This is a genomic window from Microbacterium sp., assembly GCF_052099035.1.
Taxonomy (GTDB): Bacteria; Actinomycetota; Actinomycetes; order Actinomycetales; family Microbacteriaceae; genus Microbacterium.
The window spans coordinates 41,748-67,362 of sequence record NZ_JBQDSX010000003.1 but is presented as its reverse complement, the minus strand read 5'-3'; the positions used below and the strand labels follow the sequence as shown (position 1 = coordinate 67,362).

20 protein-coding genes are annotated in these 25,615 nt (G+C 68.3%); 4 read left to right on the top strand and 16 right to left on the bottom strand.

Going from position 1 to position 25,615, the window contains the following annotated elements; all coding sequences use genetic code 11:
* Positions 1 to 22 precede the first annotated feature (22 nt).
* From ACTIAO_RS02125 to ACTIAO_RS02075, 11 genes are all read right to left on the bottom strand, one after another.
* A complete protein-coding gene (locus ACTIAO_RS02125) occupies positions 23 to 2,989 on the bottom strand; it encodes a choice-of-anchor M domain-containing protein (protein ID WP_441904679.1) in 2,967 nt (988 codons plus the stop codon).
* 120 nt (positions 2,990 to 3,109) lie between these two features.
* Complete coding sequence (locus ACTIAO_RS02120; protein ID WP_441904678.1) at positions 3,110 to 3,994, bottom strand: class I SAM-dependent methyltransferase; 885 nt, start codon at positions 3,992 to 3,994, stop codon at positions 3,110 to 3,112.
* A gap of 35 nt (positions 3,995 to 4,029) precedes the next feature.
* Entirely contained in the window at positions 4,030 to 5,244 is a 1,215-nt protein-coding gene (locus ACTIAO_RS02115; protein ID WP_441904677.1) for an MFS transporter, read from the bottom strand.
* 245 nt (positions 5,245 to 5,489) lie between these two features.
* Complete coding sequence (locus tag ACTIAO_RS02110) at positions 5,490 to 5,891, bottom strand: hypothetical protein (RefSeq protein WP_441904676.1); 402 nt, start codon at positions 5,889 to 5,891, stop codon at positions 5,490 to 5,492.
* A gap of 114 nt (positions 5,892 to 6,005) precedes the next feature.
* Positions 6,006 to 7,259: an MFS transporter gene (locus tag ACTIAO_RS02105; RefSeq protein ID WP_087133145.1), complete on the bottom strand. Its 1,254-nt coding sequence runs from the start codon at positions 7,257 to 7,259 to the stop codon at positions 6,006 to 6,008.
* Positions 7,256 to 8,746 carry an ATP-binding cassette domain-containing protein gene (locus tag ACTIAO_RS02100; RefSeq protein WP_441904675.1) on the bottom strand — a complete coding sequence of 497 codons (1,491 nt, stop codon included), beginning with the start codon at positions 8,744 to 8,746 and terminating at the stop codon, positions 7,256 to 7,258. Before ACTIAO_RS02100 ends, ACTIAO_RS02105 begins: the two co-directional genes overlap by 4 nt.
* Entirely contained in the window at positions 8,743 to 9,486 is a 744-nt protein-coding gene (locus tag ACTIAO_RS02095; RefSeq protein ID WP_441904674.1) for an energy-coupling factor transporter transmembrane component T family protein, read from the bottom strand. The genes ACTIAO_RS02100 and ACTIAO_RS02095 overlap by 4 nt, the downstream gene beginning before the upstream one ends.
* Entirely contained in the window at positions 9,479 to 10,111 is a 633-nt protein-coding gene (locus ACTIAO_RS02090; protein WP_441904673.1) for an MptD family putative ECF transporter S component, read from the bottom strand. Before ACTIAO_RS02090 ends, ACTIAO_RS02095 begins: the two co-directional genes overlap by 8 nt.
* Positions 10,108 to 10,761, bottom strand: a complete 654-nt coding sequence (locus ACTIAO_RS02085) for an MptD family putative ECF transporter S component (RefSeq protein ID WP_441904672.1) — start codon at positions 10,759 to 10,761, stop codon at positions 10,108 to 10,110. The genes ACTIAO_RS02090 and ACTIAO_RS02085 overlap by 4 nt, the downstream gene beginning before the upstream one ends.
* A gap of 28 nt (positions 10,762 to 10,789) precedes the next feature.
* Positions 10,790 to 12,523: an ABC transporter ATP-binding protein gene (locus ACTIAO_RS02080; RefSeq protein WP_441904671.1), complete on the bottom strand. Its 1,734-nt coding sequence runs from the start codon at positions 12,521 to 12,523 to the stop codon at positions 10,790 to 10,792.
* Positions 12,520 to 14,325 (bottom strand): ABC transporter ATP-binding protein, encoded by a 1,806-nt coding sequence (locus ACTIAO_RS02075; RefSeq protein ID WP_441904670.1) that lies wholly within the window; start codon positions 14,323 to 14,325, stop codon positions 12,520 to 12,522. The genes ACTIAO_RS02080 and ACTIAO_RS02075 overlap by 4 nt, the downstream gene beginning before the upstream one ends.
* A gap of 164 nt (positions 14,326 to 14,489) precedes the next feature.
* Between ACTIAO_RS02075 and ACTIAO_RS02070 the strand changes: the two genes are divergently transcribed.
* Positions 14,490 to 15,197 carry a TetR/AcrR family transcriptional regulator gene (locus ACTIAO_RS02070; protein ID WP_441904669.1) on the top strand — a complete coding sequence of 236 codons (708 nt, stop codon included), beginning with the start codon at positions 14,490 to 14,492 and terminating at the stop codon, positions 15,195 to 15,197.
* A 160-nt stretch (positions 15,198 to 15,357) separates the two neighbouring features.
* Here the strand turns inward: ACTIAO_RS02070 and ACTIAO_RS02065 are convergent, their stop codons facing one another.
* On the bottom strand, positions 15,358 to 16,146 hold the full coding sequence (locus ACTIAO_RS02065; protein ID WP_441904668.1) for an AraC family transcriptional regulator: 789 nt from the start codon (positions 16,144 to 16,146) through the stop codon (positions 15,358 to 15,360).
* A 55-nt stretch (positions 16,147 to 16,201) separates the two neighbouring features.
* On the opposite strand from ACTIAO_RS02065, the gene ACTIAO_RS02060 reads away from it, so the two are divergent.
* Positions 16,202 to 17,638: a DHA2 family efflux MFS transporter permease subunit gene (locus tag ACTIAO_RS02060; RefSeq protein ID WP_441904667.1), complete on the top strand. Its 1,437-nt coding sequence runs from the start codon at positions 16,202 to 16,204 to the stop codon at positions 17,636 to 17,638.
* Positions 17,639 to 17,914: 276 nt separating this feature from the next.
* Here ACTIAO_RS02060 and ACTIAO_RS02055 read toward each other — a convergent pair whose 3' ends face one another.
* The 4 genes from ACTIAO_RS02055 to ACTIAO_RS02040 all read right to left on the bottom strand — a co-directional run bounded on the left by ACTIAO_RS02055 (position 17,915) and on the right by ACTIAO_RS02040 (position 23,726).
* On the bottom strand, positions 17,915 to 19,657 hold the full coding sequence (locus ACTIAO_RS02055; protein ID WP_441904666.1) for an ABC transporter ATP-binding protein: 1,743 nt from the start codon (positions 19,655 to 19,657) through the stop codon (positions 17,915 to 17,917).
* Positions 19,654 to 22,266: an ABC transporter ATP-binding protein/permease gene (locus ACTIAO_RS02050; RefSeq protein ID WP_441904665.1), complete on the bottom strand. Its 2,613-nt coding sequence runs from the start codon at positions 22,264 to 22,266 to the stop codon at positions 19,654 to 19,656. The genes ACTIAO_RS02055 and ACTIAO_RS02050 overlap by 4 nt, the downstream gene beginning before the upstream one ends.
* Positions 22,266 to 22,952, bottom strand: coding sequence for a TetR/AcrR family transcriptional regulator (locus tag ACTIAO_RS02045; RefSeq protein WP_441904664.1), 687 nt, complete (start codon positions 22,950 to 22,952; stop codon positions 22,266 to 22,268). Before ACTIAO_RS02045 ends, ACTIAO_RS02050 begins: the two co-directional genes overlap by 1 nt.
* A gap of 162 nt (positions 22,953 to 23,114) precedes the next feature.
* Positions 23,115 to 23,726, bottom strand: coding sequence for a TetR/AcrR family transcriptional regulator (locus tag ACTIAO_RS02040; RefSeq protein WP_441904663.1), 612 nt, complete (start codon positions 23,724 to 23,726; stop codon positions 23,115 to 23,117).
* Positions 23,727 to 23,810: 84 nt separating this feature from the next.
* On the opposite strand from ACTIAO_RS02040, the gene ACTIAO_RS02035 reads away from it, so the two are divergent.
* Both ACTIAO_RS02035 and ACTIAO_RS02030 read left to right on the top strand, forming a co-directional pair.
* The gene (locus tag ACTIAO_RS02035; RefSeq protein WP_441904662.1) at positions 23,811 to 25,334 is read left to right on the top strand and encodes an FAD-dependent oxidoreductase; all 1,524 of its coding nucleotides are present in this window, start codon (positions 23,811 to 23,813) and stop codon (positions 25,332 to 25,334) included.
* Between the two features lie 31 nt (positions 25,335 to 25,365).
* On the top strand, positions 25,366 to 25,615 hold a 250-nt coding region (locus tag ACTIAO_RS02030), incomplete at its 3' end, for a hypothetical protein (RefSeq protein ID WP_441904661.1).

Sequence of the window (25,615 nt, the reverse complement as noted above, 5' to 3'; positions counted from 1 at the left end):
TCCCGTCACCGCCCCGGGATCTCTACTCGGAGACGATCCCGTCCGCTCCGCGGCGGCGACGCGCCAGGAGCAGGATCATGCCGGCGACCAGGAGCACGCCGGCCGTGCCGAGCACGATGCCGTTGATCTCCCCACCCGTGCTGGGCAGACCGGCCGGTCCCGCACCGGTACCGGGGTCGCCGGCGGCGGCGGCGCCGACCTGCAGCTGCTGCCAGCCGATCAGCTGACCATCCGCGTCGAACACGGCGAGCCGGTGAGTCCCCGCGGTCGTGTCCGCCGGGATCGTGACCGCGATGGTGCCGTCCGCTCCGACCTGGATCCAGTCTCCGCCCAGCAGCACCGGGTCGGAGAACAGCCATGCGGCCACCCACTCGCCTGCGTGCTCCGCTCCCTCCCCGACCTGGACGGTGATGACCTGCCCGGCCTGGGGAGCGGTCGCGGACGCGGTGATGCCGCCCTCATCCACCCCGTCGAGCACGTCCTCCGTCTGCGTGGACGGCGCCGTGGTGGGCTTGGGGTCGCCCGGACGCACGGTCAGCGTCACCGGAGCGGACTCCGCGACGAGAGTGTGGTCATGGTCGTACAGCTTCGCGACGATCTGCGCGCCGGCATCCGCCTCGGCGACCTCGTGGGTGAGCGTCGCCTGGCCGGCACCGGAGATCACGGAGAAGTCCGCGTCGCCCGAGCGCTGGATGAACCAGTGGTAGTGGTCCTCGTCCGTCGCCGGGTTCTGCACCGCCGTGAGCGTCGCGGTCTCACCGACGTGGTAGCCGGCGGCAAGGCCGTCGATGCTCAGCTCGGTGGTCGGCTGCGGGTGCGTGCCGCCGGTGGCGACGGCCAGTGTGTGCGGCTCGGATTCGGCGATCATCGCGTGGGTGTCGTCGAACAGGCGCAGCACGAGCTGCGCGCCGTCGTCCTCGGCGGTGACCGGGTAGGCGAGATCCTTGTCGCGGGACTGGTCGACCCAGACGAAGTCCGAGGCGCCCGTGCGCTTCACGTACCAGTGGTAGTGGGACTGGTCCGTCTGCGGGTTCTGCGTGCTCGTCAGCTGAGCCGTCTCACCGGCGGCGTACGACTCCTTGTCGGCGGTCACCGTGAGAGTCGTGACGGGCTCGCGCTGCTGCGTCGTGATGGTGATCGGCGCAGACTCGGCGTGCATCTCACCGTCGTGCAGGAGCTGGACCTTCACCTGGACGCCGCTGTTGGCGAGGGTGGGCTTGAACGTGTACTCGGCGGCGGTCTGGCCGTCCACGGCGGCGAAGCCGTCAGCGCCGGGAAGCTTCACGAGCCACTGGTGCTCGGTCAGGCCCGTCGGGGTGGACTGCTCTGCCGTCAGCGTCGCCGTCTGCCCGACCCAGTAGTCGTCCGCATCGCGGTTCGTCGAGATCGTCAGGTCGGTGTCCGGCACCTCGTGCCCGTGATCGTCGAGTTTCACGATGACGGGGGCGGATTCCACGTAGCTGTCGCCGTTGTCGTAGGTGAGTGTGGCGATCACTGCCGCTCCGGCGAGGTCCTCGGTGACGGAGAAGGAGTAGGTCGCGTCGTTCTCGCCCTCGACGAGGACCGGCGCGGTCTCGCCCTCCTTCTGCACGTACCACTCGAAGCGGCTCAGCACGGAGGTCGGAGTGACCGACGCGGTCAGCGTCGCCTTGGCGCCGGTGTGGTAATGGTCGGCGATGCCGCCGACGGAGACCTTCTGCAGCGGTGCAGCGCCGTGATCGTCGACCTCGATGGTGACGGCCTCGGACGTGGCCAGCACCGTGCCATCCTGGACGAGCTCCGCGATGACCTCGGCGCCGTTCAGCGCCTGTTCGGCAGCAGGGATGCGGTGGCTGTCGCCGGTTGCGTCGTCGATCAGGACCGGCTGGTCCTGATCGGTGCGCTGCAGGTACCAGCGGTAGGTGCCGTCCTCCACGGCCGGGTCGGCGACGATCTGAAGATCGATCGGCGAGCTGCTGTGATAGTGGTCGGCGAGCGGGGCGATGGAGATCGTCTGTTCCACCGGGTCCTCTGCGGTGGTGGAGATGGTGACCGGATCCGATTCCACGACGATCGGCTGAGCGGAGCCGCTGGCGTAGTCCTTCCCACCGGAGACCGTCGCGCGGTACTGGGCACCGGCGACGGCGTCGACCGTCAGCGTCGACGTCGCTGCCCCGTCCACGGTCGTCCACTCGGCTTCTGCCGATGCGCGCGTCTGCCAGGCGTAGGTCGAGAACGTCGACTCAGCGGGCGACGGGGCGGCCGTGAGAGTGACCTCGCTGCCCGGTGCGACCTCGTCCTCGGCGCCGGAGACGGACAGCGCCGTCGGGACCGGAGCCACGACGAATGTGTAGGTCGCCTCGTTGCTCGTCGACGTCTGGGTGCCGTCGGCGCTGGTGACGTCAGCGTGCGCCGTCAGCGTGTAGGTGCCGGGCTGGGTGAAGCCCCAGTTGGCGTGCACATGCGCCAGGAAGTCCTGGTGGATGGTGCCGGGGAACGTCCACCCCTCGGTCAGCAGCGGTGCCACGCCGCCCCACTGACCGGTCGTCCACAGGAACACCTCACCCGGGCCGTCCACGGCTGTCACGTCGATGTCGACCTTCGCCTGGCTGCCGTAGACCGATCCGACCGACTGGCTGTCCCAGCCCGGCCAGATGAGCTCATGGTCCTGCGTCAGCGGAAGGTGGTACAGCTCCGTCGGTGCACCCTCGGGCACCCCTGCGCTGGGGAGATTGGTCGAGAAGGCCTGGCTCTTCACCGCGAGCGTCACCGACTCCGGCGTGCGCAGCACATGCGACCCGGTCACGTCCTCCTTGAGGACGAGACGGGCAGTGTCGTCCTCGTTCAGGACGAGGTTGAAGGCATCGATATGCCCGGTATCGAGGTGGATCGGATCATCCTTGACATCAGGAGCCTCGGCGGCGAAAGCCGCCGTCGGGAGAGCCAAACCACCCGCAAGCGCGAGGACACCCACCAGGGCGCCACCTCGCAGACGGGTCGAAGTGAGCATATGTATGGACCTTTCCAGTTCGGGTAGAGGCAAGCAGACATCCGCTTATTGAGAATGATTATCTTTATCTTAGGGGAGAGATTCCTCGCCTCACAACTGAACGCCTTGTGAGCAGTGGCGTCACCGCCGGACCGTGTGCCGCCAGAGGGTGAAGGCTCGCACCGTGAGGGGGTGATCCCTGCTCCACCACGGGGAAGCGGAAGCCGGGTCCCAGTCCTCGAGCACCCGGCGCCACTCCCCCGGGTCGAGTTCGTCTTGAAGAAAGCGGGATTCCCAGAGCACGAAATCCAGGGCGCGTCGCAGGCCAGTGAGGGCCACGGGGCGGCCTGTCGACTGGCGCAGAACGGTTCCGGCGGTATCGAAGCCCTCGGCCGGAAGCGTAGAGAGGAATCGGGCGCTGTCGGGACCGAAGGCCCGCCGGTAGCCGGCGTTCAGCGCCGACCATGACCGTGCCTCCCAAGCAAGATCCTCCCCGGAGCCGATGGGGGCGAGAATGTTGCTCAGGCGCACCCAGATCGAACCCCCGGTGCGCACGACGCGCGTGAGCTCAGGCATGAAACGGGTGTCCCAGCAGTCTCCGAGTACGGCGGCATCGAACTCCGCCGAAGCGAAAGGCAGCGGTTCCGACAGGTCTGCGGCGATGACGCTGACGCCCTGCTCTCCCCCTACTTCGCAGGCCAACGCGGCCATCCGCTGGTCGCGGTCGACCGCGACGACCTTGTGTCCGCGACCCGCAAGCAGCGCGCTCGAGACCCCGGGGCCACAGGCCGCGTCGAGGACCCGTGCTCCCGCGGGCAGCGCCATCACGTCGATACAGTCCTCCAGCGCAGCACGGTCATCGAGGTTCGCGATCAGCGCCTGCGCTGGGGCCGCCACCTCGTACGCCGAGCGCGCCGGCGACCCGCGGGATGATTCGGCGATCTCCGTCCACCGTGACGCAGGCGGCACTTCCTGCACCAGTGCTCGCCACGGTGCCGGCACGTCGGCGATGCTGGGAGCATTCATTCCCTCTCCTTCCATGTGGTCCGCCCGCTGATGAGTCAGTTCGACGGCTCTTCTCGTCGCAGACCGCGGAGCGCGAAAGCGGCGATGCCCGCAGTGACGATGAGGATGACAATGCCCACCCGCTGGGTGCCGGCGATACCGATCGTGCCGACGAGGGCCGCAGCGAGATAGGCGCCCACGGGCTGCCCTCCCCATGCGAACATCCGGGCTGTGGTGTTGACTCGCCCCTGCAGATAGTCCGGCGTAACCCGCGCACGCTCGGTCACGCCGTTGAGGATGACGACCGTCGCACCGATCTGATAGACCACGAGCGCGACCAAACCGATCCAGTACAACGGCTGCTGGCTCCACGCAGCCAGGCCGCCCGCCGCGACGATCAGCCCGAGCGTCGTGATGGTGCCGATACGCACACGACGGCCCAGACGCGGGAGAATCAGCGCGCCGAGGAACCCGCCGACCGTCATCGCCGAGTACGCGAATCCCAGATACGGCCCGTCCAACGTCATGCCGAACCACTCCGAGACCGTGACGACCACCAGCCCGCTCAATACGCCTTCGGCGATCGAGTTCCCCAATCCCAGCAAGGTCAGAGAGCGCACGATCCGGTTCCGGACGATGAATCCGAGTCCCGCGCCGATATCGCGAAGGATTGTCGTCTCACGATGCGACAGCTCCCGCACGGGCTCGTCGAGGATCAGGAAGACCACGGCGGAAACGACGAACATCACAGCCGAGATCGTCAACGCGTACTCCGGCGACCACCAGCCGGCGATCAGCCCGCCCAATGCCGGCCCTCCCAGCCCGATCACCGTCGAGACGGCCGTCATCGAAGCGAACGCCTCGGCAATCCGGTCCCGTCCGACGATGGCCGGGAGAGCTGCGAACATCGCCGCGTCGAAGAACACCAGCGCGGTGTTCGCTACGAGCGCCGATACGAACAGATGCGGCGTCGTCAATACACCGAGCATCTGAGCGACGGGGATCGATCCGAACGCCAGCGCGCATGCCGACGTCGTCAGCAAGGCAACGCTCCGTATCCGGTGGCGGTCAGCCAGCGCTCCAGCAAACAGCCCCACGACGATGTAAGGCGTCACGATGAAGCCGGCCAGCAGGGCGGCCAGGTCCGCTCGCCCCGTGCGCTGATAGACCGCCATGGGCAGCGCGACAGCGGTGATCGCCCCGGCGATCCAGATGCTGGCGCGCGCCATGAGCAACGTGCGGAACTGGAGGCGAGCCATCACAGTAGACATATTGAGAATGATACTCATTATCACCCGGGTGATCATGTGTAGATTCGTCAACTTGCAACCGCATCGTGTGTGCGAGTTGAGTCCGCGAGGTTGCGCATGGCTCCCCCTGCCGAGGGCTGGCGCGTCACAACAGCACCCTTCGCCGTCCGGACAGGACCCGCGGTCCCGCAAATCGTGCTCCACTCTCATTACCGCGGTCGTGGTGAACCGGTCGGTGCCATCGCCGATCTCCGCGAGGATCCGCGCTACAGGCACGGCACCGATACCGGGTGCGAATGGATGGGTGCGAGGGGATGTTGCGCGAGCTCCGCGGTGAGAGCCCGTTCGAGTCCTTCGACGGTGTCGCGCATCGCTTCAAGGATTCTCAGCAGCCCCGTGCCGACGGTGCCCAGGACAGTTTCGACCCTCCTGCTCTGTCGTAGTGCGGGTGCGCGGAGATCGGCGCGTATCCGCTCAAGCAGAGCAGGATCGTTGCGGCGACCAGCGCGACGGAAGACGGCTTCGATCCTGCGGGACTTCAGCCGATATCCCACAGCTGGTGTCGACGCGGCACCCATGACTGCTGTGGCCGCATAGTGCTGCAAGTTCGGGAACACTTTGATCGCCTGCAGATAGAGCTCCAGCAGCACGAACCGCAGGTGCCTCACAGTTCGGGCAGGGCTCAGGTCGCCTTCTGATGCTGTCGGCGGATACACGCTGAACCCGTTCGCATCACCAGCCCGCGCGGGCGAGTGGAGTGAGAGCCTCTCGCCAATCGGCTGCTACCGCTTCTCCGGGTCCGGGTCGGCGGGCATGCGCCGGAACCGTGGATGGAGAAACACGAAGAGGACGATGATCGCCATGATGGCGGCGCCGACGATGATCGGCAGGAGCGCCCATGTCCCGTAGAGGGCGGTGCCGGCGGTGGGGGCGATGACGAAGGTGAGCCCGGTGGTTGCGCTGATCAACCCGGCCAGCCCGCCCTGTTCCTCACGGTTCACCAGGAGTGTGGGCCCGGCGGTGTAGCCGGGCATTGCGATCCCCAGGCCCAGGCCGATGATCAGGATCGAACTGAACAGCGGGACGGGGCCGGCGTCCATGATGAGCAGGAGGAAACCTGCCAGTGCGATGGTCCCGCCGACGCGGAGCAGGGTGGGCGGGGTCCAGCCGCTGCGGGGCACGATGACGGCCTGGGCGAGGATCATCCCGACGCCTGCCGCGAGGAGAGCACCGCCGGTGACCAGGCCGGTGGTCTGGGCGTCGAGTCCGAGGCGGTCCTGGACGATGAAGCCGGTGATGACTTGGATGAATCCGAGGGCGGTGAACATGCCAAACCCGGCCAGCAGGAACGGCCACACGCGTGGGTCGAACGGGCGCACCCGCGCAGGTTCTGCGATGAGTTCGTGGCGCTGCTCACGGCGCAGACGCACCGTGATGAGGACGAGCCCGGCCACCAGGAGCACGGGCACGGCGATGAGCGGGGTGAGGAGGCCGAAGGCGGACAGCAGGCCGCCGATGACAGAGCCGCCGACCATCGCGATGCCCTGTACCGCGCCGACGCCGGCCATGCCCTTCACCCTGGCGGTTTCGTCGGTCGTGACGTCGGCGATGTACGCCTGGGCGGTCGGTGGCACAGCGGCGATCGCGGCGCCGAAGCCAATCCCGCGGAACAGGACGAACAGTACGAACAGTGCAACCCCTGTGACGAGACCGGTCATGCCGGCCCAGGCCACCAGGGCGAACAGGATCATCGTGACCGTGGCCAGGGCGAAGGCGGCGACGAGCACGGGTTTGCGCCCCCAGGACTGGGAGCGGCGGCCCCAGAACTGGCTGGTGAGTACGAGCATGAGCGCGGCGGAGCTGATGGTGACCCCGACCTGCCACTCGGCCAGGCCGACCTCGCGGGACAGGGGTGCGATGATCGGGTTGAGCGTCATCTGCCCCAGGTAGACGAGCAGCACCGCGCCCAGCAGCAGCGGGGTCTGCGGGCGGGACACGACGGTCTCCGACGTGGGAAGTGGGGTGGGGGCGGTCATCCGGTTTCCTTGAGCGATCGTGTCATGGCAGCAGCGGGGACGATGCTCGCGCCGTGCTCCTGGGCCACGGGAGTGAGGGTGAGTTGTCGATCGGCGGCGAGGGCCAGCAGGTCGTCGTCGTGGCTGATGAGCAGCACGACGGCGCCGTCCGCGGCGACCTGCCGGATCTGGTCGGAGATGGACTGCAGATGTCGACGGTCGACGCCGGAGCTGGGCTCGTCGAAGATGACGATGCGGCGCCCGGCGACGCGGGCGGCGGCGACGACGACCCGCTGCTGCTGCCCACCAGACAACGCCAGCGGGTGCCTTTCGGCCAGAGGGGCGAGGTCGAGAGCCTCGAGTACCGCGGCGGTATCGGGCGATCCGGGGGCGTCTGTGGACGCGAGGTCGATCTCGGCCTGGACCCTGTCGGTGAACAATTGTCGTTGCACGTCCTGCATCACGATCGTGCTCGCCCGTTGCCGTGCACGGCGGGTCAGCGTCCGCCCGTCGAGCCGGATGATGCCGGCGGATGTCTGCAGGCCGGTGACGATGCGGGCGAGGGTGGACTTGCCGGCACCGTTGACGCCGCGGATCGCGGTGACCTCGCCCGCGGCGAATGCCACCTCGTCGATGTCGAGAACGGTGCGGCCGCCGAGCCGGCAGCGGATGCCGTCCAGGTGCAGCGTCGCGGTGGGGGCCTGCTGGTTCGGGACGGAGTGCTCGATGCTGCCGCCGGCGGCGGCAAGGATGGGAATGACGGCCGGCCGGATGTCCCCGCGCAGGCCCTCGTCCGCGAGCAGATCGTCAGGGACGGCGCGGAACTGTGCTGCGGTCCATTCCTTGTCGATGGTGCCGTCCCGCATGACCACGACACGATCGATGAGGTCCTGCAGATAGCGCAGCCGGTGTTCGGCGACGACGATCGTCACCCCGGCGGTCTTGAGTCCCGCGAGGGTGCCGGCGAGTCGGTGCACGGCGTCGGCGGACAGGTTGGAGCTCGGCTCGTCCAGCAGGAGGATGCGCGGATCGTGGGCGGTGGCGGCGGCGATCGCGACCTGCTGCTGCTGCCCGCCGGACAGCCCCCGGAGCCGCTGGCTCACCGGCACCCATCGCGCGAGCTCGGTGACCTTCTCCTGGACGCGGGTGCGGATATGCTCACGGGGAAAGCCGAAGTTCTCCATTGCGAACGCCGTCTCCTCACGTGCGGAGTCGGTGAAGAACTGCCGACGGGGATGCTGCAGCACAGTGCCGGTGACCAGGCCGAGGGCGTCGAGCTCGACACCTGTGGTGATCATCCCCTCGACGGTGACGGTTCCAGTGAGGATCCCGTCGTCGTGGAACTGCGGCACGAGGCCGTTCATGAGTCGCAGAGCCGTCGACTTGCCGGATCCGGAGGCGCCGCACAAAACGAGGAACTCTCCGGAGGCGACCGTGAGGTCGAGGTCGCGCAGCGCGGGGGTCTCGGCGTGGGGGTAGGTCCAGGAAACGCTCGATATCTCGATCATGCGATCACCATCGTCAGGGGGTTGGGGAGCAGGAGGCTCGCGGCCGCGAGGATGGAAAGGGCGACGGCCAGGGCGAGGTCGGACCGGCCGAACTGCGGCGGATCGAGCGACACCGGGACGCGGCGTGAGCCGAGTCCGCGCAGGATCGCCGATGCCGACAGGTCTTCGCTGGCGCGCAGGCTCGCGGCGATCATCGGCACGGTGAACCGTTCCATGCTGAGGATCGGATGCCGGGCAAGGCCCGTTGCTCCGGCGAGGCCGCGCAGCCGCATGGCATCGAGCACCGCGGCGGATTCCGCAGCGACCACGGGGAAGAACCGGAGCATCACGGCGAGGGTTACCGAGAGCGCACGAGGCAGATGCCAGGCGCGCAGTGCCGCGCTCAGCCGTGTGGGCGAGGTCGTTGCGATGAGGTGGGCGCCGACGCCGAACGCGGCGACGAAGCGGATGAGGTACCCGCTGCCGATCGCGAGGACCGTGAGCAGTGGATGGGCCCAGAGTTGCGGTAGCACCCAGCCGAGTACGTACAGGACACCCGCCGCGACGGGGATGATCATGACGCGCGCCCAGGCGTGCTCCGAGATGGCGAGTGCGGTCGCCAGTAGGATGCCCGCCGGGACGAACACCAACCCGCCGGGGCTCATCACGGCGAGGCTGACGAGCAGCACGAGAAGGATCTTGCTGCGTGGATCGAGTCCCCGCCGTGTGACCGCGACGGCGGGGACCGCGACCTCAGGCAAGGCCGGCGCGGACAAAATGCTTGCGGAGTACCGCGGAGCCGAGGAGCCCGCCCAGGAACCCGGCGACCGCGACCCCGATCGCGAGCACTCCCAGCATGGGCAGCGTGGTGAGCGCATCGGCGCCCGTGACGTATTCCTCCCCCATTGTGGTGAAGCTGGGGCTACGGAGGTAGTTCTCCCGGTCGAAGACGAGCGGCAGGAACGGGGTGAAGAAGCTCAGGGCGAAGATCGTGTAGGCCCAGATCGCCACCCACCGAGAACGGTAATCACCGACCCAGAGAACGACCTCGGCAAGGACCGCGAGCATGATGATCCCGATCGTGCTGAAGATCGTGTTGCCGGTCAGCAGGTAGAACAGCGCGACGACGACGCCGAGCAGCGTCACCATCCCGGCGTGTTTCACCCGTGTGAGGAAGAGCATGAACACGATCCCGTTGACGAGCACCGAGATGGGGACGATCGCCAGCCAGACCAGCGGCGAGAAAATGCCGAGCATTCCGATCGCGTAGGTGACGACGATCATGATGACCGCGAAGATCGCTGTGCCCGTCAGGTCGCGTGCTGTGAACCGCAACGAGATGCGCCGACCGGTACCGGTCTCAGTGGGCAGAGTCGTGTCTGTCATGCGAGACCCGCCTTGACGAAGTGCTTGCGCAGGACCGCGGAGCCGAGCAGGCCGCCGAGGAAGCCGAAGACGATCCCCGCAGCCCACACCCCGAGAATGACCGGAGCGGACAGCAGGGCGTCCATCTGCGCGGCGTACTCGCTGCCCATCGACTCCGACCCCTGGGAAGCGAGGTAGGCGTCGCGGTCGAGGAACATGGGGATCCAGGGTCCGATCATCCAGGCCGAGAAGATCGTGTAGGCGCAGATCGCTGCCCACCTCGACCGGTAGCGGCCGGCGAAGAGCACGATCTCCGCGATCAGGGAGACCCCGACGATGACCAGAACGCTCTGCCACGGGTGCCCCCAGCCCATCGAGGCGAGCCCGAACACGATGCCGAACAGCGTGACCATGCCGCCGTGCCGCACTCGGCTGAGGAACAGCATGTAGGGGATGCCGGCGACCAGCGGGGCGAGGGGAAGGGTGATCACCATCACGAGCGGGCTGATGATGCCGACCATCGCGACGGCGAAGATCACCACGATGTAGATGACAGCGAAGATCGCGATAGTCAGGAAGTCGCGGGCGCGGAACGTCAGCGAGAAGCGGGGACGCTCTGCCGCGGTCGCAGTCGCCACCTGGGTGGCTGCCGAGCGGGTGTCGTCGGTCATGTCTGGTCCTTTCGAAGGGTCGGGTGGTTCAGTCGTGGTGGGTGAGCTGCCAGCCGGCCGCGTCGACCCGCTCGTTCCAGTAGCGCGCGTACGCGCCGCCGTGGGCCAAGAGCTCTGTGTGGCCGCCGGATTCGCGGATACTGCCTTCGCCGTCGAGCATGATGATCCGGTCAGCGGTCATGATCGTCTGCAACCGGTGGGCGACGACAATGAGGGTGCGACCGGAGCGGATGGAGTCGATCGCGTCACCGATCGCGATCTCGTTGCCGATGTCCAGGGCACTGGTGGCTTCATCGAGCAGCACGATCGGGGCATCCTTCAGCAGGGCACGGGCGATGGACACCCGTTGCCGTTCGCCGCCCGACAGGTTCGACCCGCCCTCCCCGACGCGCGCATCCCACCCGCCAGGGAGGCGCGTGATGATCTCGTCGACGCGCGCGCGGGTGGCGGCGGCGATGACCTCCTCGCGGGACAGATCGGGGTTGCCGATCCAGACGTTGTTCAGGATGGTGTCGTCGAACAGGTAGACGTCCTGGAAGACCGGAGCGACCGCGGCCTCCACGACGTCGGTCCCGAGCTCCGGCAGCGGCACGCCGCCGATGAGCACGGTGCCGACCTCGGGGTCGTAGAAGCGGGCGATGAGCTTGGTGATCGTCGTCTTGCCCGAACCCGACGGGCCCACGATCGCCGTCATCCCGCCGCCGGGAGCGGAGAACGAGAGATCCCTCAGTACGGGGTCGCCACCGTAGCCGAAAGTGACGCCCTGGAACTCGACGCCGAAATCGGAAGGTACGGCCGGATGCTCGGGCTCGGGAAGCCGCGCGATCCCCGCGAACTCGTCGAGACGGTCGATCGTGGTCTTCGCGACGGCGATGCCGCCGCCGAGGTCGCCGGCGGTGACGATCGGCTCGTTGAATCGCACTCCGAGGACGAGCAGCGCGATCAGGGTTGCGATGTCGATCGATCCACCGACGGCGAGGAAAGCTCCGAGGACGAGAACGACCGTGACCGATAGTTGCACGAGCCCCGCGAACAGCGCGATCGCTGCGCCTCCGGTGACCAGCAGGCCCCGGTACTCCTTGTGCTGGTTCTCGAGCGCCTGGTCGACGAGGCGGTCGGCGATCGAGCCCTCGCCCGCGGTGCGCAACGCGGGCTGGGCGCGGGCGAACTCGACGACCCGATTTGAGGTCTCAGCGACGGCGCCCGAATGCGCCTTGTCGCCGCGGCCGATCCGGCGGCTCAGCCAGCGGTAGCCGATCGCGATGATCGGCACCATCACGGTCATCGCCAGCGCCAGTCGCCAGTCGAAGAAGTACATCCCGACCAGCACGGTGCCGGGGGCGATGAAGCCGGCGAGGATCTGCCGAAGGATGGCATAGGGCATCGTCGAGACGAACATCGCGCCCTGCGTGGCCAATCCGGTGACCAGGCCCGTCCGATCGGACGAGAACCAGCTCACCGGCAACGACACCACACTGTCGCCGAGTTGCTCCAGCAGTGAGTCGAGCACGGCGGTGGAGGCCTTCATCCCGATCTGGCTCGCGAACCACGACGCGAGCACGTAGCCGACGGCAGCAACGGCGACAGCCCCCACCCAGCCCCACGCCGCCTCCAGGTCACCGAGGAACAATGCCCGCAGCAATGGCACGAGCAGGAGAAAGGCGATGCCTTGCAGGAGAGCGGCGACCACCACGAAGCTCAGCTCCGCGATCACCAGACGACGGGCACGGGGCGAGCAGTAGCGCAGCAGGCGACGGATCACGACTGGACTCCTTCCGGGAGGGAGCGGGCATGGTTGGCTTGGTAGTCGGCCCACATCTGGGCGAAGCGGCCTCCCCCGGCGAGGAGCTCAGCATGCGTGCCGCGCTCGATGATGCGACCGGCGTCGAGGACGAGGATCTGGTCGGCACCTGCGATCGTGTGCAGCCGGTGAGCGATCACGAGCACGGTGCGATCAGCCGCGAGAGTGCTCAGCGCCAACTGGATCGCCGCTTCCGAGTCCGGATCGGCGAACGCGGTCGCCTCGTCCAGCACGAGAATCGGCGCATCGGCGAGCAACGCCCGGGCGATCGTGACCCGCTGTGCCTCACCGCCGGAGAGATTCGCGTCCTCGCCGACCACCGCGTCGTAGCCATGCTCGAAGCGCACGATCCGGTCATGGATCTGGGCTGCGCGCGCGGCAGCCTCGACCTCTTCATCGGAGGCATCGGGCCGTGTAAGACGGATATTGTCACGCAGGCTCGCGCGCAGAAGCTGCACGTCCTGAAAGACGAAGCCGACTTGACGGTAGAGCTCGGCGGACGCGACCTGGCGCACATCGGCGCCCCCGATCCCGACCTCACCGGCGTCGACGTCATAGAACCGTGGGACGAGCTTCGCGAGCGTCGACTTCCCCGACCCGGAAGCGCCCACGAGCGCGGTGACGGTTCCGGGAGCGCAGGACGCTGCGACCTCGTGGAGCACGCGGTGCTCCCCGTCATAGCTGAACGCGGCGTCCTCGAAGTCGACATCGTGGCCCTGCGGCGTCTGTGGCGCATCGGGCGGGGTCACGGAGGGTAGGGCGAAGAACTCGGTCAGGGACTGCTGAGCCTTCGTCGCGTTGCGCAGGAACTGACCCGACGCGCCCAGCTTCATCAGCGGCGCGGTCAGCCCCAGGCCCAGAAGAAGCCCAGGAAGCACGTCCACCGGGGAGGCGCCGGCATTGGCGACCAGCCACACACCGGCGACGAGAAGCCAGGCCAGGACGACGATCGGCGAGGCGATCAGTTCCACGATCGTGAACACGACTGCGGTCTCGCGCGTCCACTCGCCGACGAACCTCGAGTACTCACCGGTCGCGTCGCGATACCGGCGGTGGCTGCGCCCCACCTGTCCGAAGCGCTTGACGACGGCGATGCCCTGCACGAACTCGACGGTCGCTCCGGATAGCGCCTGCGTGGCCGCGTCGTACTGGATGTACTTTTCTCCGGCACCTCGCATCATCAGCGGGTAGAGAAGGAAGATCAGGACCAGCGGGACGAGCGCAGCCAGCGCCATCCGCCAGTCCACGACAAAGAGGTAGACGATACTGATCGCCGGCACCGTGATCGCGGTGAGGACGTCCTGGATGGAGTGCGCGACCAGTTGGTGCAGCGCGACCACATCGTTCTCGACGAGCTTGCGCACCGAGCCGGAGCTGCGGCGATCGAACCAGCCCAGCGGGAGACGCTGGAGGTGGCGGATGATCCTCCGGCGGAGCGAATGCTGCAACTCAGCATCGGCGAAGTGACCGACGACGCCGGAGAGGAAGGCTGCACCGAAGCTCACCACCAACGCGACCACTGCGACGAGCACGATCGCCCAGACCCGGCCCGCGTCGACGGATGCTCCGTCGATCGCCGGGAGCAGGGTGCGGGCCAGTTCCACGATCGCGATGAACGGGATCACGCTGCTCGCCGCACCGAGGACGGCCAATGCGATGATGGCGGCGAGACTGCCCTTGACCGCGACGAAGAAGCTCTCCTCCACCGCCGCATGATCGCCGGCCGTCATATTCGGCATCATCGCCGCGTTGGTCGCTGCCATGTGTTCCGCCTTTCTTCCGGTCCTTATTGAGAATCATTATCGAGTGTACACTGAACGGTGTTCTAATCGATAGCGACCATCCTAGAGGTTAGGTAACCCTAACCTCAATACGTGGGTGGGTCGCTTATCCGGCACACTGGACGGGGTGAGAAAGGAGCGTCCTCATGGCGGAGACCGTTGCAGCCCCGTTTCATGTCGGGCTGACTCCGGAGCGGGTCGTGGATGCGGCGACCGATCTCACCGCGGAGTCGCACCTCCTCGGCTGGTCGATCAGGGATCTCGCGCGTCGCCTGAATGTCGCGCCGTCGGTCGTCTACCACCATGTCGGAGGCAAAGATCTCATCGCCCGCGGCGTCGTCGAGCGCGTCCTCACCCGCCTCATTCCTCCGCCACCCGAACTCGAGTGGGAGGAATGGTTCCGGGCCCTGCTGCTATCCGGCTACGCGGTGATCGCCCCCTATCCCGGCGTGGCCAAGTGGCTGCTCATGCACGGACCGACCTTCCCCTCGGCCCTCCCGATCGTCGACACGGGGATCGCGGCGCTGATCCGCGGCGGATTCGGCGACCACGCGAGCCTGGCCTACGCGGCGCTGCTGAATAACGCCATGCTCACCATCACGATCGGCGACGACCGCCTCATCCACGAGGACGACGGGCCCCGCGACCACGCGACCACGATGGCGGAATTCCGCCGAACAGCCGAAGCAAGCCCCGGGCTGGCGCGCCTCGCCGAGGGCTTCATCACGCCCTTCGCCCGCGGCGGCGAACCTGCCGCGCGCCAGCGCGAGACCTACTACCGCTTCATCGTGGAGAACACGCTCGCCGGCCTCGCGGCCATGAACCCCTCGTCGGATGCCGCCCGGACGAGCTGACGTCGTGCGGAGGGCTGAGGGGTCACCGATTCAGACTCGGTGGCCGGTGCGAACGAGTCACCACAGCGACCGCTGAGCGAAGCTGTCCGACATGGCGCGGTGAGAGCCGCGTAAAACGGCGAGGCACGGCCACTCGATTCCGTTGGCGATGCGGGGTCGATTACCGCCGCGTCTGAGGCAGGTAGGTTCCGGGGGTCTGACCGGTGGTCCGGTGGAACGCGGCAGTGAACGCACTGGGTTTGCGGTAGCCGACTGCTCGGGCGGCGGCAGCCACCGGTGTGCCGTCTGCGAGCATCGGGATAGCGGCGCGGATACGGACCTGGGTACGCCAGCTGGCGAAGCTCAGCCCGGTCTCGGCGCGGAACAGCCGGGACAGGGTGCGGACGCTGGCATGGACGTGGTCGGCCCAGGCGGTGAGCTCGCGCTGATCGTCTGGGTGGGCGAAGAGCAGCTCGGCGATCGCGCGAGCTCGCGGGTCGGCGGGCATGGTGACGTGGATATGTTGCGACGGCAGCGGCGTGAGCAGCTGGAACATGAGTGCCTCCGCGGGCGAACGGCTGGGATCGTCGGGAGCGATGCGATGCAGATGGGTGATGATCTCGCCCAGCAACGACCCGACGGCGAAGCTGGTGGGCTCGGTCCAGGCGAGAGGGCTGCCGTCGGCAGCGAAGGTGATCGTCGTCATCTCGCCGGTGTGCAGCACCGCACCGGAGTGCTCGATGCCGCCGGGAACCCAGAGACCGTAGCCGGGCGGGATCAGCCAGTCACGCCCGGCGACGCTGCCGATCAGCGTCGCGGTCGAGCTCCACGTCAGCATCGGCTCCGGGTGTGCGTGCAGATGCAGGAGCTCATGGTCCTGCGCGGTATCGCGGTCGATGCTCAGGACGGGCGAGAGCACCGGCTCCACCAGGTTGGCCGTTTCGGGGTACTGGTTGGCCTGTGCGCGCATGACGGCCATTCTAGTTTGGAAATGCCGAACTTGAACCGACGTGAGGAGCGCGCTGATGACCGATGGGATGACGGAGACCGCGAACGAGCGGTTCTCGCCGGCACTGCGCCGCGCGATCGGCGTGGTGATGATCGGCTCCTCGCTGTCATTCCTGGACACGACGATCGTCAACGTCGCCGTGCACAGCCTCGCAGGCGGCCTGGACGCGGGGCTGGACTCGGTGCAGTGGGCGATCACCGCCTACCTGCTCGCGCTCGCGGCCGTCATCCCGGTGACGGGGTGGGCGGCCCGCCGGCTCGGGGCGGCGCGGCTGTATGTCGCCGCGCTGGTCGTGTTCACCATCGGGTCGGTGTGGTGCGCGTTGTCGCAGAGCCTGGAGATGCTGATCGCTGCCCGGGCGCTGCAGGGCATCGGTGGCGGGATGATCATGCCCGTCGGGACGATCATCTGGACCGCTCACGCCGCCAAGAGCCAGATGGGCAAGGTGATCGCGTTGCTGGCGATCCCGATCATCTTCGCCCCGGCAATCGGGCCTGTCGTCGGCGGTCTGCTCATCTCCGGGCTCGGGTGGCAGGCGATCTTCTGGCTCAACGTCCCCATCGGCATCGCGGGCATCGTGCTCGCCCTACGACTCCTGCCGATGGACAAGGGCGCAGACGCGGGACGGTTCGATCTGCTCGGTCTGATCCTGGCGCCCCTCGGGATCGTGGGCATCACCTACGGCCTGGCAGAAATCGGCGTCGCGGGAGGCCTGGAAACGGATGCTGTCGTCGGGCTCCTGGTCGGGGTGCTCGCCCTGACCAGCTTCGTCCTGCACGCCCTCCGGTCGAAGCATCCGCTGCTGGATGTCCGGCTGTACGCCAATCGGGAGTTCACCGCGGCAATGATCGCCACGTTCGCTCTCGGTGCGGCGAACTACGGGGGCATGATCCTGATGCCGTTGTATCTCCAGACCGTCCGGGGTGAGGATGTGATCATCGCCGGGCTGCTGGTCGCACCGACCGCGATCGGCGCGCTGCTCTCCGCACCGTTCACCGACCGCTTCGGTCCCGGGATCACCTCGTTCACGGGCGCCGCGATCCTGGCGGTCGCGACCATCCCGTTCCTGTTCCTGACCACCAGCACGTCGTACTGGCTGCTCTGCGTCGTCATGGTCGTCCGCGGCGTCGGATTCGGCCTGTCGATCCTCCCGACGATGACCGCGGCGTACCAGTCCCTGCGGCCGGAGCAGATCCCCGATGCGACACCGCAGCTCAACATCCTCCAGCGCGTCGGCGGCGCGATCGGCACCGCCGTGCTCGCCGTCGTCCTCACCGGTCAACTCCACCACGGCACCACGCCGGCCGAGCAGGCTGACGGATTCGCCACCACATTCTGGTGGGTCCTCGCGATCACCATCATCGCAACCATTCCGACTCTCCTGCTCGCCTACACCGAACGCAGCGCCCGCCAACGTGGCAACCGTGGCCGGGCTCGAGGAGGCCGCCGATAATCGGTGAGGGCGCCGGTCAAGGTGGCGCACACTCGTCGTTCGGCGCCTCGGTCGTCGTCCGTGTCGGGCGGGTGGGTAGGAACCAGGACAGCGTGTCAGCGAGGATGCAGATGCCGGGGGCAGCACACAGCGTTGTTGCCTGGCCGCTGGCCGTCGGCTGGCCGTCGCCGCTCGCGTGGCGGATAGCGTCCATTTCTTCACCCGTGTTCACGGGATTTGAGTGCGCCGGGGCCATTGGTGGTCGCCGCCCGATGTTCGCGTTGTTGAGCACGCGGGTCAGGTTCCGAGCCGCCAGGCGCTTGCGGCGTCTTGCTGCTGCCAGAACTCGGCGAAGCGGCCGCCGGCGGCAAGCAGTTCGGGGAGGGTGCCGTCTTCGACGACGCGGCCGTCTTCCAGGAACACGACGCGGTCGGCGGAGCGGATGCTGCTGAGTCGGTGCGCGACGATCACGCGGGTGCGCGGGATGGGGTCGTTGCTCAACGCGGCGGCGACCGCGGTCTCGTTCTCGGTGTCGAGGGCGCTCGTGGCCTCGTCCACGAGCAGGACCGGTGCTGGCTTGAGGAGCGCGCGGGCGATGGAGACGCGCTGGCGTTCGCCACCGGAAAGGCTGCCGCCGGCTTCGCCGACCCGGCTGTCCCATCCGTCCGGCATCCGGCTCACGAGACGATCAACCCGGGCCAGGGCGGCGGCCTCGCCCAGTCGCTGCTCGTCGGCGTCCGCGTCTCCGACGAGCACGTTGTCGCGGATGCTGCCGTCGAACAGGTAGGGGTGCTGGAACACCACGCTGACCAGGTCACGGCGCGCGTCGACGTCGAGGCTCCGCAGTTCCTGCCCGTTCACGAGCACGGCCCCGGCGTCGGGGTGATGCAGTCCGGCAATGAGGGCGAGAACGGTGCTCTTGCCCGACCCGGATGGACCGACGATCGCGGTCGTCGTGCCGGGCTCGAAAACGAGATCGAGATCGTCGAGCACGCGTGGTCCGTCGGCCGCGTCGCCGCCATACCGGAAGTCGATGTTGCGCAGTTCGATCCGCGGTGCACCGGCGATCTCCACCTGGGCCTCGCCCGCGGGCTCCCGCGGGGCGTCGAGAACTTCGCGGATGCGGCGCAGCGTGCCGGTGACCGTCTCGAGCCCGGGGGAGAGCTCTGCGAACACGGTGAAGGATTCCAGGTAGCGCACGATCACGACGATGAGCGCGATCGCCTGGGGGATGCTGAGGGCACCCTGGATGGTCAGTATCACGGCTGTGCCGGCGAGTGCGAGGAGGGCGAGCTGGCTGGCGAGACCGAAGAGCAGCTGACCGGGGATCTGCAGGAGCAGCGTCTTCATCGTGGCGTTGTGCGCGGTGGCCAGAGCCGCACCGGCGTGGCTGCGGGCCGGTTCGACCCGCCGCGCGGCACGGAGCGCCTGCTGGGTGCGGGCGAACTCCAGCACCCGCTCGGTCAGGCTGGTGTTGGCGCGCTCGGCCGCCCGGTCGGCGGCGCGCCCGAGCCGTCCCGAGACCCAGAACGCCGCGAACAGCACGACGATCCCGACCAGGGCCGCCACGCCGAGCTGCCAGGCGATGGGCACCAGCACGAGGGCGATGACCAGCGGGAGCAGGATCGCGCTGAGCAGCGGGGTGACGAAGTAGACGATGACGCCGACGAGATCGGGGCCGGTGGTGGCCACGGCCTGCCGAGTCGTGGCGGTGTGCTCGGCCGTGAACCAGTTCAGGCGGATCCCGATGATGCGGTCCGCGAGGGTGCGCTGGCCATTGTCGAGGATCCCGAAGCCCAGACGATAGGCGAGCTGCGTCGCGGCCCAGTCGACGAACCAGCCGGCGACGGTCACCACGGCCAGCAGCCCTGCCCACGGCCAGGCGACGGCGGGATCCTCGCTGAACAGTGCGGCGATCAGCGGGATGAGCAGCACCACCCCGGCCGCTCTCAGGATGACGCCGAGTGTGGTCAGCACAAGGTGCCGGGCGACCCGACCGGCGCTGCCTGCGGGCAATAGTGCGAGCATCGAGCGGATCATCGGAGTTCTTCCTTCCCGCTGACGGCGGACGCAGGTCGGCCAGCGTCCCAGAGCTGCCGGTAACGGCCGTCGCGTGCCAGCAGCTCCTCGTGCGTGCCGACCTCGGCGATCCGGCCGTGGTCCAGCACGACGACTCGGTCCACGCCGGTGATCGTGTGCAGCCGGTGTGCGATCACAAGCACGGTGCGCTCGGCGGTCAGCCGGTTCAGCGCCCGCTGCACCAGGTACTCGGACTCGGGGTCGGCGAACGCGGTCGCCTCATCGAGCACGAGCACAGGGGCGTCTGCGAGGAGAGCGCGTGCAATCGTGAGCCGCTGACGCTCCCCGCCCGACAACGCCGCATCCGTACCGAGAACCGTGTCGTATCCGTCCGGCATCCGCGTGATCCGCTCATGGAGCTGTGCCGCGCGTGCTGCTTCCTCCACCTGCTCCCGGCTCGCGCCGGGGTCGGCGAGGGCGATGTTCTCATGCACGGTCCCCTGCACCAGCTGGGTCTGCTGGAATACGAACCCGACCCTGGCGTAGAGTTCGTCGGCGGTCAGCTCGCGAAGATCCCGCCCGCCGACACGGATCGCTCCGGTCTGGACGTCGTGGAAGCGGGCCAGCAGCGCGGCGAGGGTGGACTTGCCTGAGCCGGATGGTCCGACCAGCGCTGTGACGGTGCCCGGCTCCAGGATGAGGTCGACATCCTGCAGCACCGGAACCCCGGGCCGGTAGGAAAAGCCGACCCGGTCGAACTCGACACGGCCGGCCGGCTCCTGCGCACCGCCCGTCGCTCCCGGGCCGCTGTCCAGTTCGGGCTCGTCGAGCGCGAGCTGGATATCGCGGGCCGCGATCAGTCCCGTACGCAGCCCGCCCAGGCCGTAGCCGATCCCCAGCAGCCGCGCCCCGAACGTGGTGCCCAGCAGCAGGAACGGAAGAAGAGCGACCGGATCCATGCCCCCGGTCGTGACAAGCAGCGTGCCGAGCGCGCCGATGAGCAGCAGGAACGTCCCGGGACGGGTGACGAGGTCGATGAAGGTGCGCTGCCCGATCATCGGCTGCTGCCAGTCGCGCAGGAAATCGATGTACTCCCCGAGGCGTGCACGGAAAGTGGAGGCGGCAGCGCCGCCGAAGACTCGGATCACGGGCTGCCCCTCCAGGTACGCCCCGGCTTCGACGTTCGTCCGCTCCGCCCATTTCATCGCCAGCGACGTCTTCGGCCCCGACTGGGCCAACATCACCGCCATCCCGAGTACGTACGCCAGCACCGGCAGCAGCAGAGCCAGCGCGATCCGCCAGTCCACGACGAACAGGTACACCAGCACCGAGACTGGCGCGACCACCGCCGCGACCGCGTCCGGCACGGCATGGGTGACGAGGTAGTGCAGCGCCAGCGTGTCATCCTGCACCAGCTGCTTGACTTGCCCGGAACCGCGCGCGTCGAACCAGCCCAACGGCACCCGTGCGAGCTTCGCGAGCAGCCGTGCGCGCAAGTCGCGGGCGAAGCGCGCGTCGACCGCATGCACCCAGAGCATCAGCGCAGACGACAGCAGCACCCCCGCGCCCATGAGCACGGCCGCCCAGATCCCGAGGGACCACAGGGCCCCGCTGTCGGCTCCCGTCAGCAGCACGCGGGCCAATTCGACCAACAGCACGAAGGGAGCGAGTTGGATGAGGGTGACGATCGTCTGCAGGACGCCGCCGACAACGAGGGTCGCGCGAAGCGGGGAGATCAGCCGGCCGCCTGCCTGCGCCCGCCAGGAGCCTCGACGCGCCCCCGGCGCCATCATGCTCGAGACGGTGGACTCTTCCGCGGCGGCCGGCTCGCCGGCGGCCTGCCCGAGGGGAAGTTCCACGGGCGCCGGCTCCGGGGCGGCTTTGGAGCGATTCGATCCGAATGGGCGACCGTAATACCAGTACGCCTGGGTATGGGTCTCGCTGCGCGGGAATCCGAACTCCTCGCGCAGCCGAGCGCGCAGCTGCTTGAGCGACCCCGACTCCGGAGCTGCCCACGCATACCAGTCCGACCAATCGCGGGCTTCGATCGCCGCCGCGAGCGAGGCCTCCCCGCGACGCGGCACCCAGTACACGGCGGCCCGCGGGTGCGGGGCGAGCGGGATGAGGCGGTCGGTGTCCTGGTGTTCTTCCAGATAGACCTCAACCGGCACCTCTGCCGGCACCACCCCCAGGATCCCGTTGATCGCCGGGATCGACGCGGCATCCCCGATCAGCAGGTACCCGGCAGGCAGGTCTGCAGGAAGATCGAAACGGGTGCTACCGAAAGGCGTCACCTGCACCGTCATCCCGGGCTCGGCGCGCTTCGCCCACGCCGACGCGGGACCGGCCGGCTCGTGCAGCACGAAGTCGACCGCGAAGTCCCCGGTAGCCTCATCACCCTCGGAGAGGGTGTACCCGCGCTGATGCTCGAAGTCCTTCCCCTCATGATCGGGGAACCAGAATCGCACGGCCGCGGTCGGGGCCAGCACATCGCCTTGCAGCAACGTCGCCGAGTGCATGCGCACCCGCAGAAACCCCGGTGAGATCAGCTCGGTGGCTGTGACCGTCGCCTCGTGATCACGCGCCCCATAGGCGCGCATCACCACGCCGCCGAATCCTCGCTTGGCCATCACAGCCCCTTTCCTGCGGCATCCAGTGCCGCCCTGATCTGCTCGGGAGAGCGCCCGGGAGGCGCCGCAGCCACGAACGCCCGCACCGCCGCGCCCAGCCACAGCCGCACATACTCGTCGGCGCCCACGTCCGGGAGTCCCCAATAGGCATTTCCCAGCCGAGGATCGTCCCCTATCGCGGCCAGTGCTTTCTCCTCCTGCCGCGCGCGGCCCTCGGCTCGTTGCCGTTGGAGGTCCTCCGCGGCTGCATAGCCGATCGCGACCGACGCAACCGCCGACGACAGCACGACCGCCGCATCCGCCGCGTAGCCACGCCGACCCAGCGCCTCGACCTCGGCAGCGAGCAGCCGCCGACCGCTGTCACCGCGCGGGAACAGCGTCTGCACATACGCCGCCAACCCTGGATGCTTCAGGATGAACGATCGCAGCCGAAGCCCCGAAGACAGAAGATGCTGCGCCGTCTCCTGGGAGGGCTCATCCGGCAACTGCAGATCCGCGAGGATGTTCTCACCTACCAGGCTCTCCAAGCCCCACCGTCCGTCCACATGCCGATACAGGGCAGTCGAGGACACGCCCAGCCGAGCGGCGACGGCGTTCAGGCTGAGCTGATGCAGTCCGATCTCCCGGCCGACACGGACGATGTCCCCCTTCTCGATCTGACGAGGGCGCCCCCCGATTCGTCTCATATCGGCCTCTCCGGAAAGTTACCACCAACAACTAAGGTTAGCCTAACCATTGAGATCGAGGATCCGCAATTGATCTCCCGAAGAACGACGGAGAGTGCCGGTCGGGAACTCGGTGCTGATTTCAGCAGCGCTCCAATGTCTCCGGTTGGAGCATGCGGGCCCTCACTGCCTGTCGAGTCCGATGAGGGGCAGGAAGAGTTCGTCGACGATGGCGCGGATGCGGGAGTGCTTCAGGGGTCGGAGGTCCATGATCAGGTCGTGCCGGACCAGTTCGAACGGCATGTTCAGCACCGCGGCCGAGATGCGTCCGAGGTCGAGTTCGCCGCGATCGCGAGCGCGCCGGTAGATGTCACGGCTGGTGGGGAGTGCCTCGACGGACATGACCCTTTCGCGGACCTGGGCGGGGGTCAGGCCCGCGTCGGCAAGCAGGCCCGAGAAGGCGGCGGCCACCGCGACGGCGAAGAAGGTCGCGCGCGCCTCGCTCATCGCCGTCAGGTAGGCGATCAGATCACCGCGCAGGGAGCCGGTGTCCGGGACCGCGACGGGGTTGGCGTCTCTATGGCGCTCGATCGCGGCGAGGACCAGCTCGTCCTTGTTGGCCCACCGCCGGTACAGCACCGGCTCACTCGTGCGCGCGCGCCGGGCCACCGAATCCATCGTAAGCCGGCCGTAACCGGCCTCAACCAGCTCCCCCCACGCCGCTGCAAGCAGCTCCGCCTCAAGCTGCTTGCCATGCCGACGTCGACGCGACGGCTCGGTGGACACGGTGGGCATGGTTCGACGATAGACAGTCTTTACTTTCTCAGCAACCACGCCTACCCTATAGAAAGGCTTTACTTTCTTACAGGAGGATGGAAGATGAGCGACGCGACATCGCCGACGCCAGCGGAGACCATGGTGCTGATCGTCGGAGCCGGTCCCACCGGCCTCACGCTGGCCTGCGAGCTCGCACGGAAGGGCATCCCCTTCCGCCTGATCGAAGCAGGCGCCGGCCCGCAGCCCGGATCTCGCGGCAAAGGTGTGCAGCCGCGCACCCTGGAGGTGTTCGAGGATCTCGGCATCATCGACCGCGTGCTCTCTCACGGCCGGATGGCGATGCCGATGCGGTCGACCGGACCCGACGGCGCGGTGACGCTCGGCGGCGCCGAGCCGGAGTCGCTGAGAAACCGGCCGGACATCCCCTACACGACGAGCCTCATCGCGCCCCAGTGGAGGGTAGAGCAGGCCCTCCGGTCACGGCTGGCCGAACTCGGCGGCGACGTCGAGTTCGGCACGACGCTGGAGCGCCTGGAGCAGTCCGACGATGCGGTGTCGGTGACGATCGTCACAGCCGGGGAGAAGGCCACGATCATCGCGCGGTGGCTAGTCGGCTGCGACGGCGGGCACAGCATCGTCCGTAAGCAGTCCGGGATCGCGTTCACGGGTGAGACGCGCGAGGGCGTGCGGATGCTCGTCGCCGATCTCGCCGTCGAGGGACTGGACCGGGACGCCTGGCACATGTGGCGGCATCCCGAAGGCGCCGTCAGCCTGTGCCCGCTCCCCTCCACCGCCCTGTTCCAGTTCCAGGCCAGCATCACGCCCGGGCAGAACGCGGAGACCGCTCTGGAGAACCTCCAGGCGATCCTGGAGCGGCGCAGCAGTCGCACCGACATCCGCCTGAACGAACCCGAGTGGTCCACGCTCTGGCGCGCCAACGTCCGCCTCGCCGACCGCTACCGTGCCGGGCGCGTGCTCCTCGCCGGGGACGCGGCACACGTCCACTCCCCGGCCGGCGGACAGGGCATGAACACGGGCATCCAGGACGCGCACAACCTCGGCTGGAAGCTCGCCGCCGTCGCCGCCGGCGCCCCGGACGCGCTGCTGGACAGCTATGAGGCCGAGCGGCGGCCGATCGCCGCGAGCGTCCTCGAGCTCTCGGACGCCCGCCTCACGCAGGCCCTCGAGCAGAAGGGCCCATCGACCCGCCGCGACGCGAGCACGATCCAGCTCGACGTCGGCTACCGCGGCTCCGCCCTGGCGCAGGACGACCGAGGAGATGCCGCCGAGCAGCGCGCCGGAGACCGCGCCCCCGACGCGACCCGGCTCGCCGATGCGGATGCCGAGCATCGGCTGTTCGACCTCACGCGCGGCGGACGCTTCACACTCCTGGACTTCACGGGAACCACCACGGTCGACGCTGCCGGCTCCGATCTCAGGACGCTGCACATCGTCGAGCACCCGACCCGGCCCGACGAGATCGCGGACGCCGGAGGCCATCTGGCTCAGGCGTACCACGCGACCCCCCGCTCGCTCGTGCTCATCCGGCCAGACGGCTACATCGCCCTCATCACCGATACCGGCGACACGCACGCCGTCGCCGACTACCTGGCAAGAATCCACTAGATCCGGCGGCGTGTGGCTCCACTCCACTCCGGTGCTGCTCGGTACCGTCACCCTGGACGCTGCAGGCGACACCGTGGTGACGATCCCCGCGGATGCGGTGTTTGGTGACCATAAGATCGTCGTCCAGGCGCTCGACGGATCGCTGATCGGGTGGGATACCGTCAAGATCGATACCGCGTCCCAGGTGGGGCCGGACGGGGAATGGCTCGCCACCGTGATCCTGGCCGGGACGGGTAAGCGCCGCCGCGCGGACGCGAACAGGCTCAGTTCTGAGCTGAGCT

What these genes read in the sequence shown, in the direction of transcription:
- ACTIAO_RS02125 (WP_441904679.1), bottom strand. Translation starts at nt 2,989, where the DNA reads ATGCTCACTTCGACCCGTCTGCGAGGTGGCGCCCTGGTGGGTGTCCTC.
- ACTIAO_RS02120 (WP_441904678.1), bottom strand. Translation starts at nt 3,994, where the DNA reads ATGAATGCTCCCAGCATCGCCGACGTGCCGGCACCGTGGCGAGCACTG.
- ACTIAO_RS02115 (WP_441904677.1), bottom strand. Translation starts at nt 5,244, where the DNA reads ATGTCTACTGTGATGGCTCGCCTCCAGTTCCGCACGTTGCTCATGGCG.
- ACTIAO_RS02105 (WP_087133145.1), bottom strand. Translation starts at nt 7,259, where the DNA reads ATGACCGCCCCCACCCCACTTCCCACGTCGGAGACCGTCGTGTCCCGC.
- ACTIAO_RS02100 (WP_441904675.1), bottom strand. Translation starts at nt 8,746, where the DNA reads ATGATCGAGATATCGAGCGTTTCCTGGACCTACCCCCACGCCGAGACC.
- ACTIAO_RS02090 (WP_441904673.1), bottom strand. Translation starts at nt 10,111, where the DNA reads ATGACAGACACGACTCTGCCCACTGAGACCGGTACCGGTCGGCGCATC.
- ACTIAO_RS02085 (WP_441904672.1), bottom strand. Translation starts at nt 10,761, where the DNA reads ATGACCGACGACACCCGCTCGGCAGCCACCCAGGTGGCGACTGCGACC.
- ACTIAO_RS02075 (WP_441904670.1), bottom strand. Translation starts at nt 14,325, where the DNA reads ATGGCAGCGACCAACGCGGCGATGATGCCGAATATGACGGCCGGCGAT.
- ACTIAO_RS02070 (WP_441904669.1), top strand. Translation starts at nt 14,490, where the DNA reads ATGGCGGAGACCGTTGCAGCCCCGTTTCATGTCGGGCTGACTCCGGAG.
- ACTIAO_RS02065 (WP_441904668.1), bottom strand. Translation starts at nt 16,146, where the DNA reads ATGCGCGCACAGGCCAACCAGTACCCCGAAACGGCCAACCTGGTGGAG.
- ACTIAO_RS02060 (WP_441904667.1), top strand. Translation starts at nt 16,202, where the DNA reads ATGACCGATGGGATGACGGAGACCGCGAACGAGCGGTTCTCGCCGGCA.
- ACTIAO_RS02055 (WP_441904666.1), bottom strand. Translation starts at nt 19,657, where the DNA reads ATGATCCGCTCGATGCTCGCACTATTGCCCGCAGGCAGCGCCGGTCGG.
- ACTIAO_RS02050 (WP_441904665.1), bottom strand. Translation starts at nt 22,266, where the DNA reads ATGGCCAAGCGAGGATTCGGCGGCGTGGTGATGCGCGCCTATGGGGCG.
- ACTIAO_RS02045 (WP_441904664.1), bottom strand. Translation starts at nt 22,952, where the DNA reads ATGAGACGAATCGGGGGGCGCCCTCGTCAGATCGAGAAGGGGGACATC.
- ACTIAO_RS02040 (WP_441904663.1), bottom strand. Translation starts at nt 23,726, where the DNA reads ATGCCCACCGTGTCCACCGAGCCGTCGCGTCGACGTCGGCATGGCAAG.
- ACTIAO_RS02035 (WP_441904662.1), top strand. Translation starts at nt 23,811, where the DNA reads ATGAGCGACGCGACATCGCCGACGCCAGCGGAGACCATGGTGCTGATC.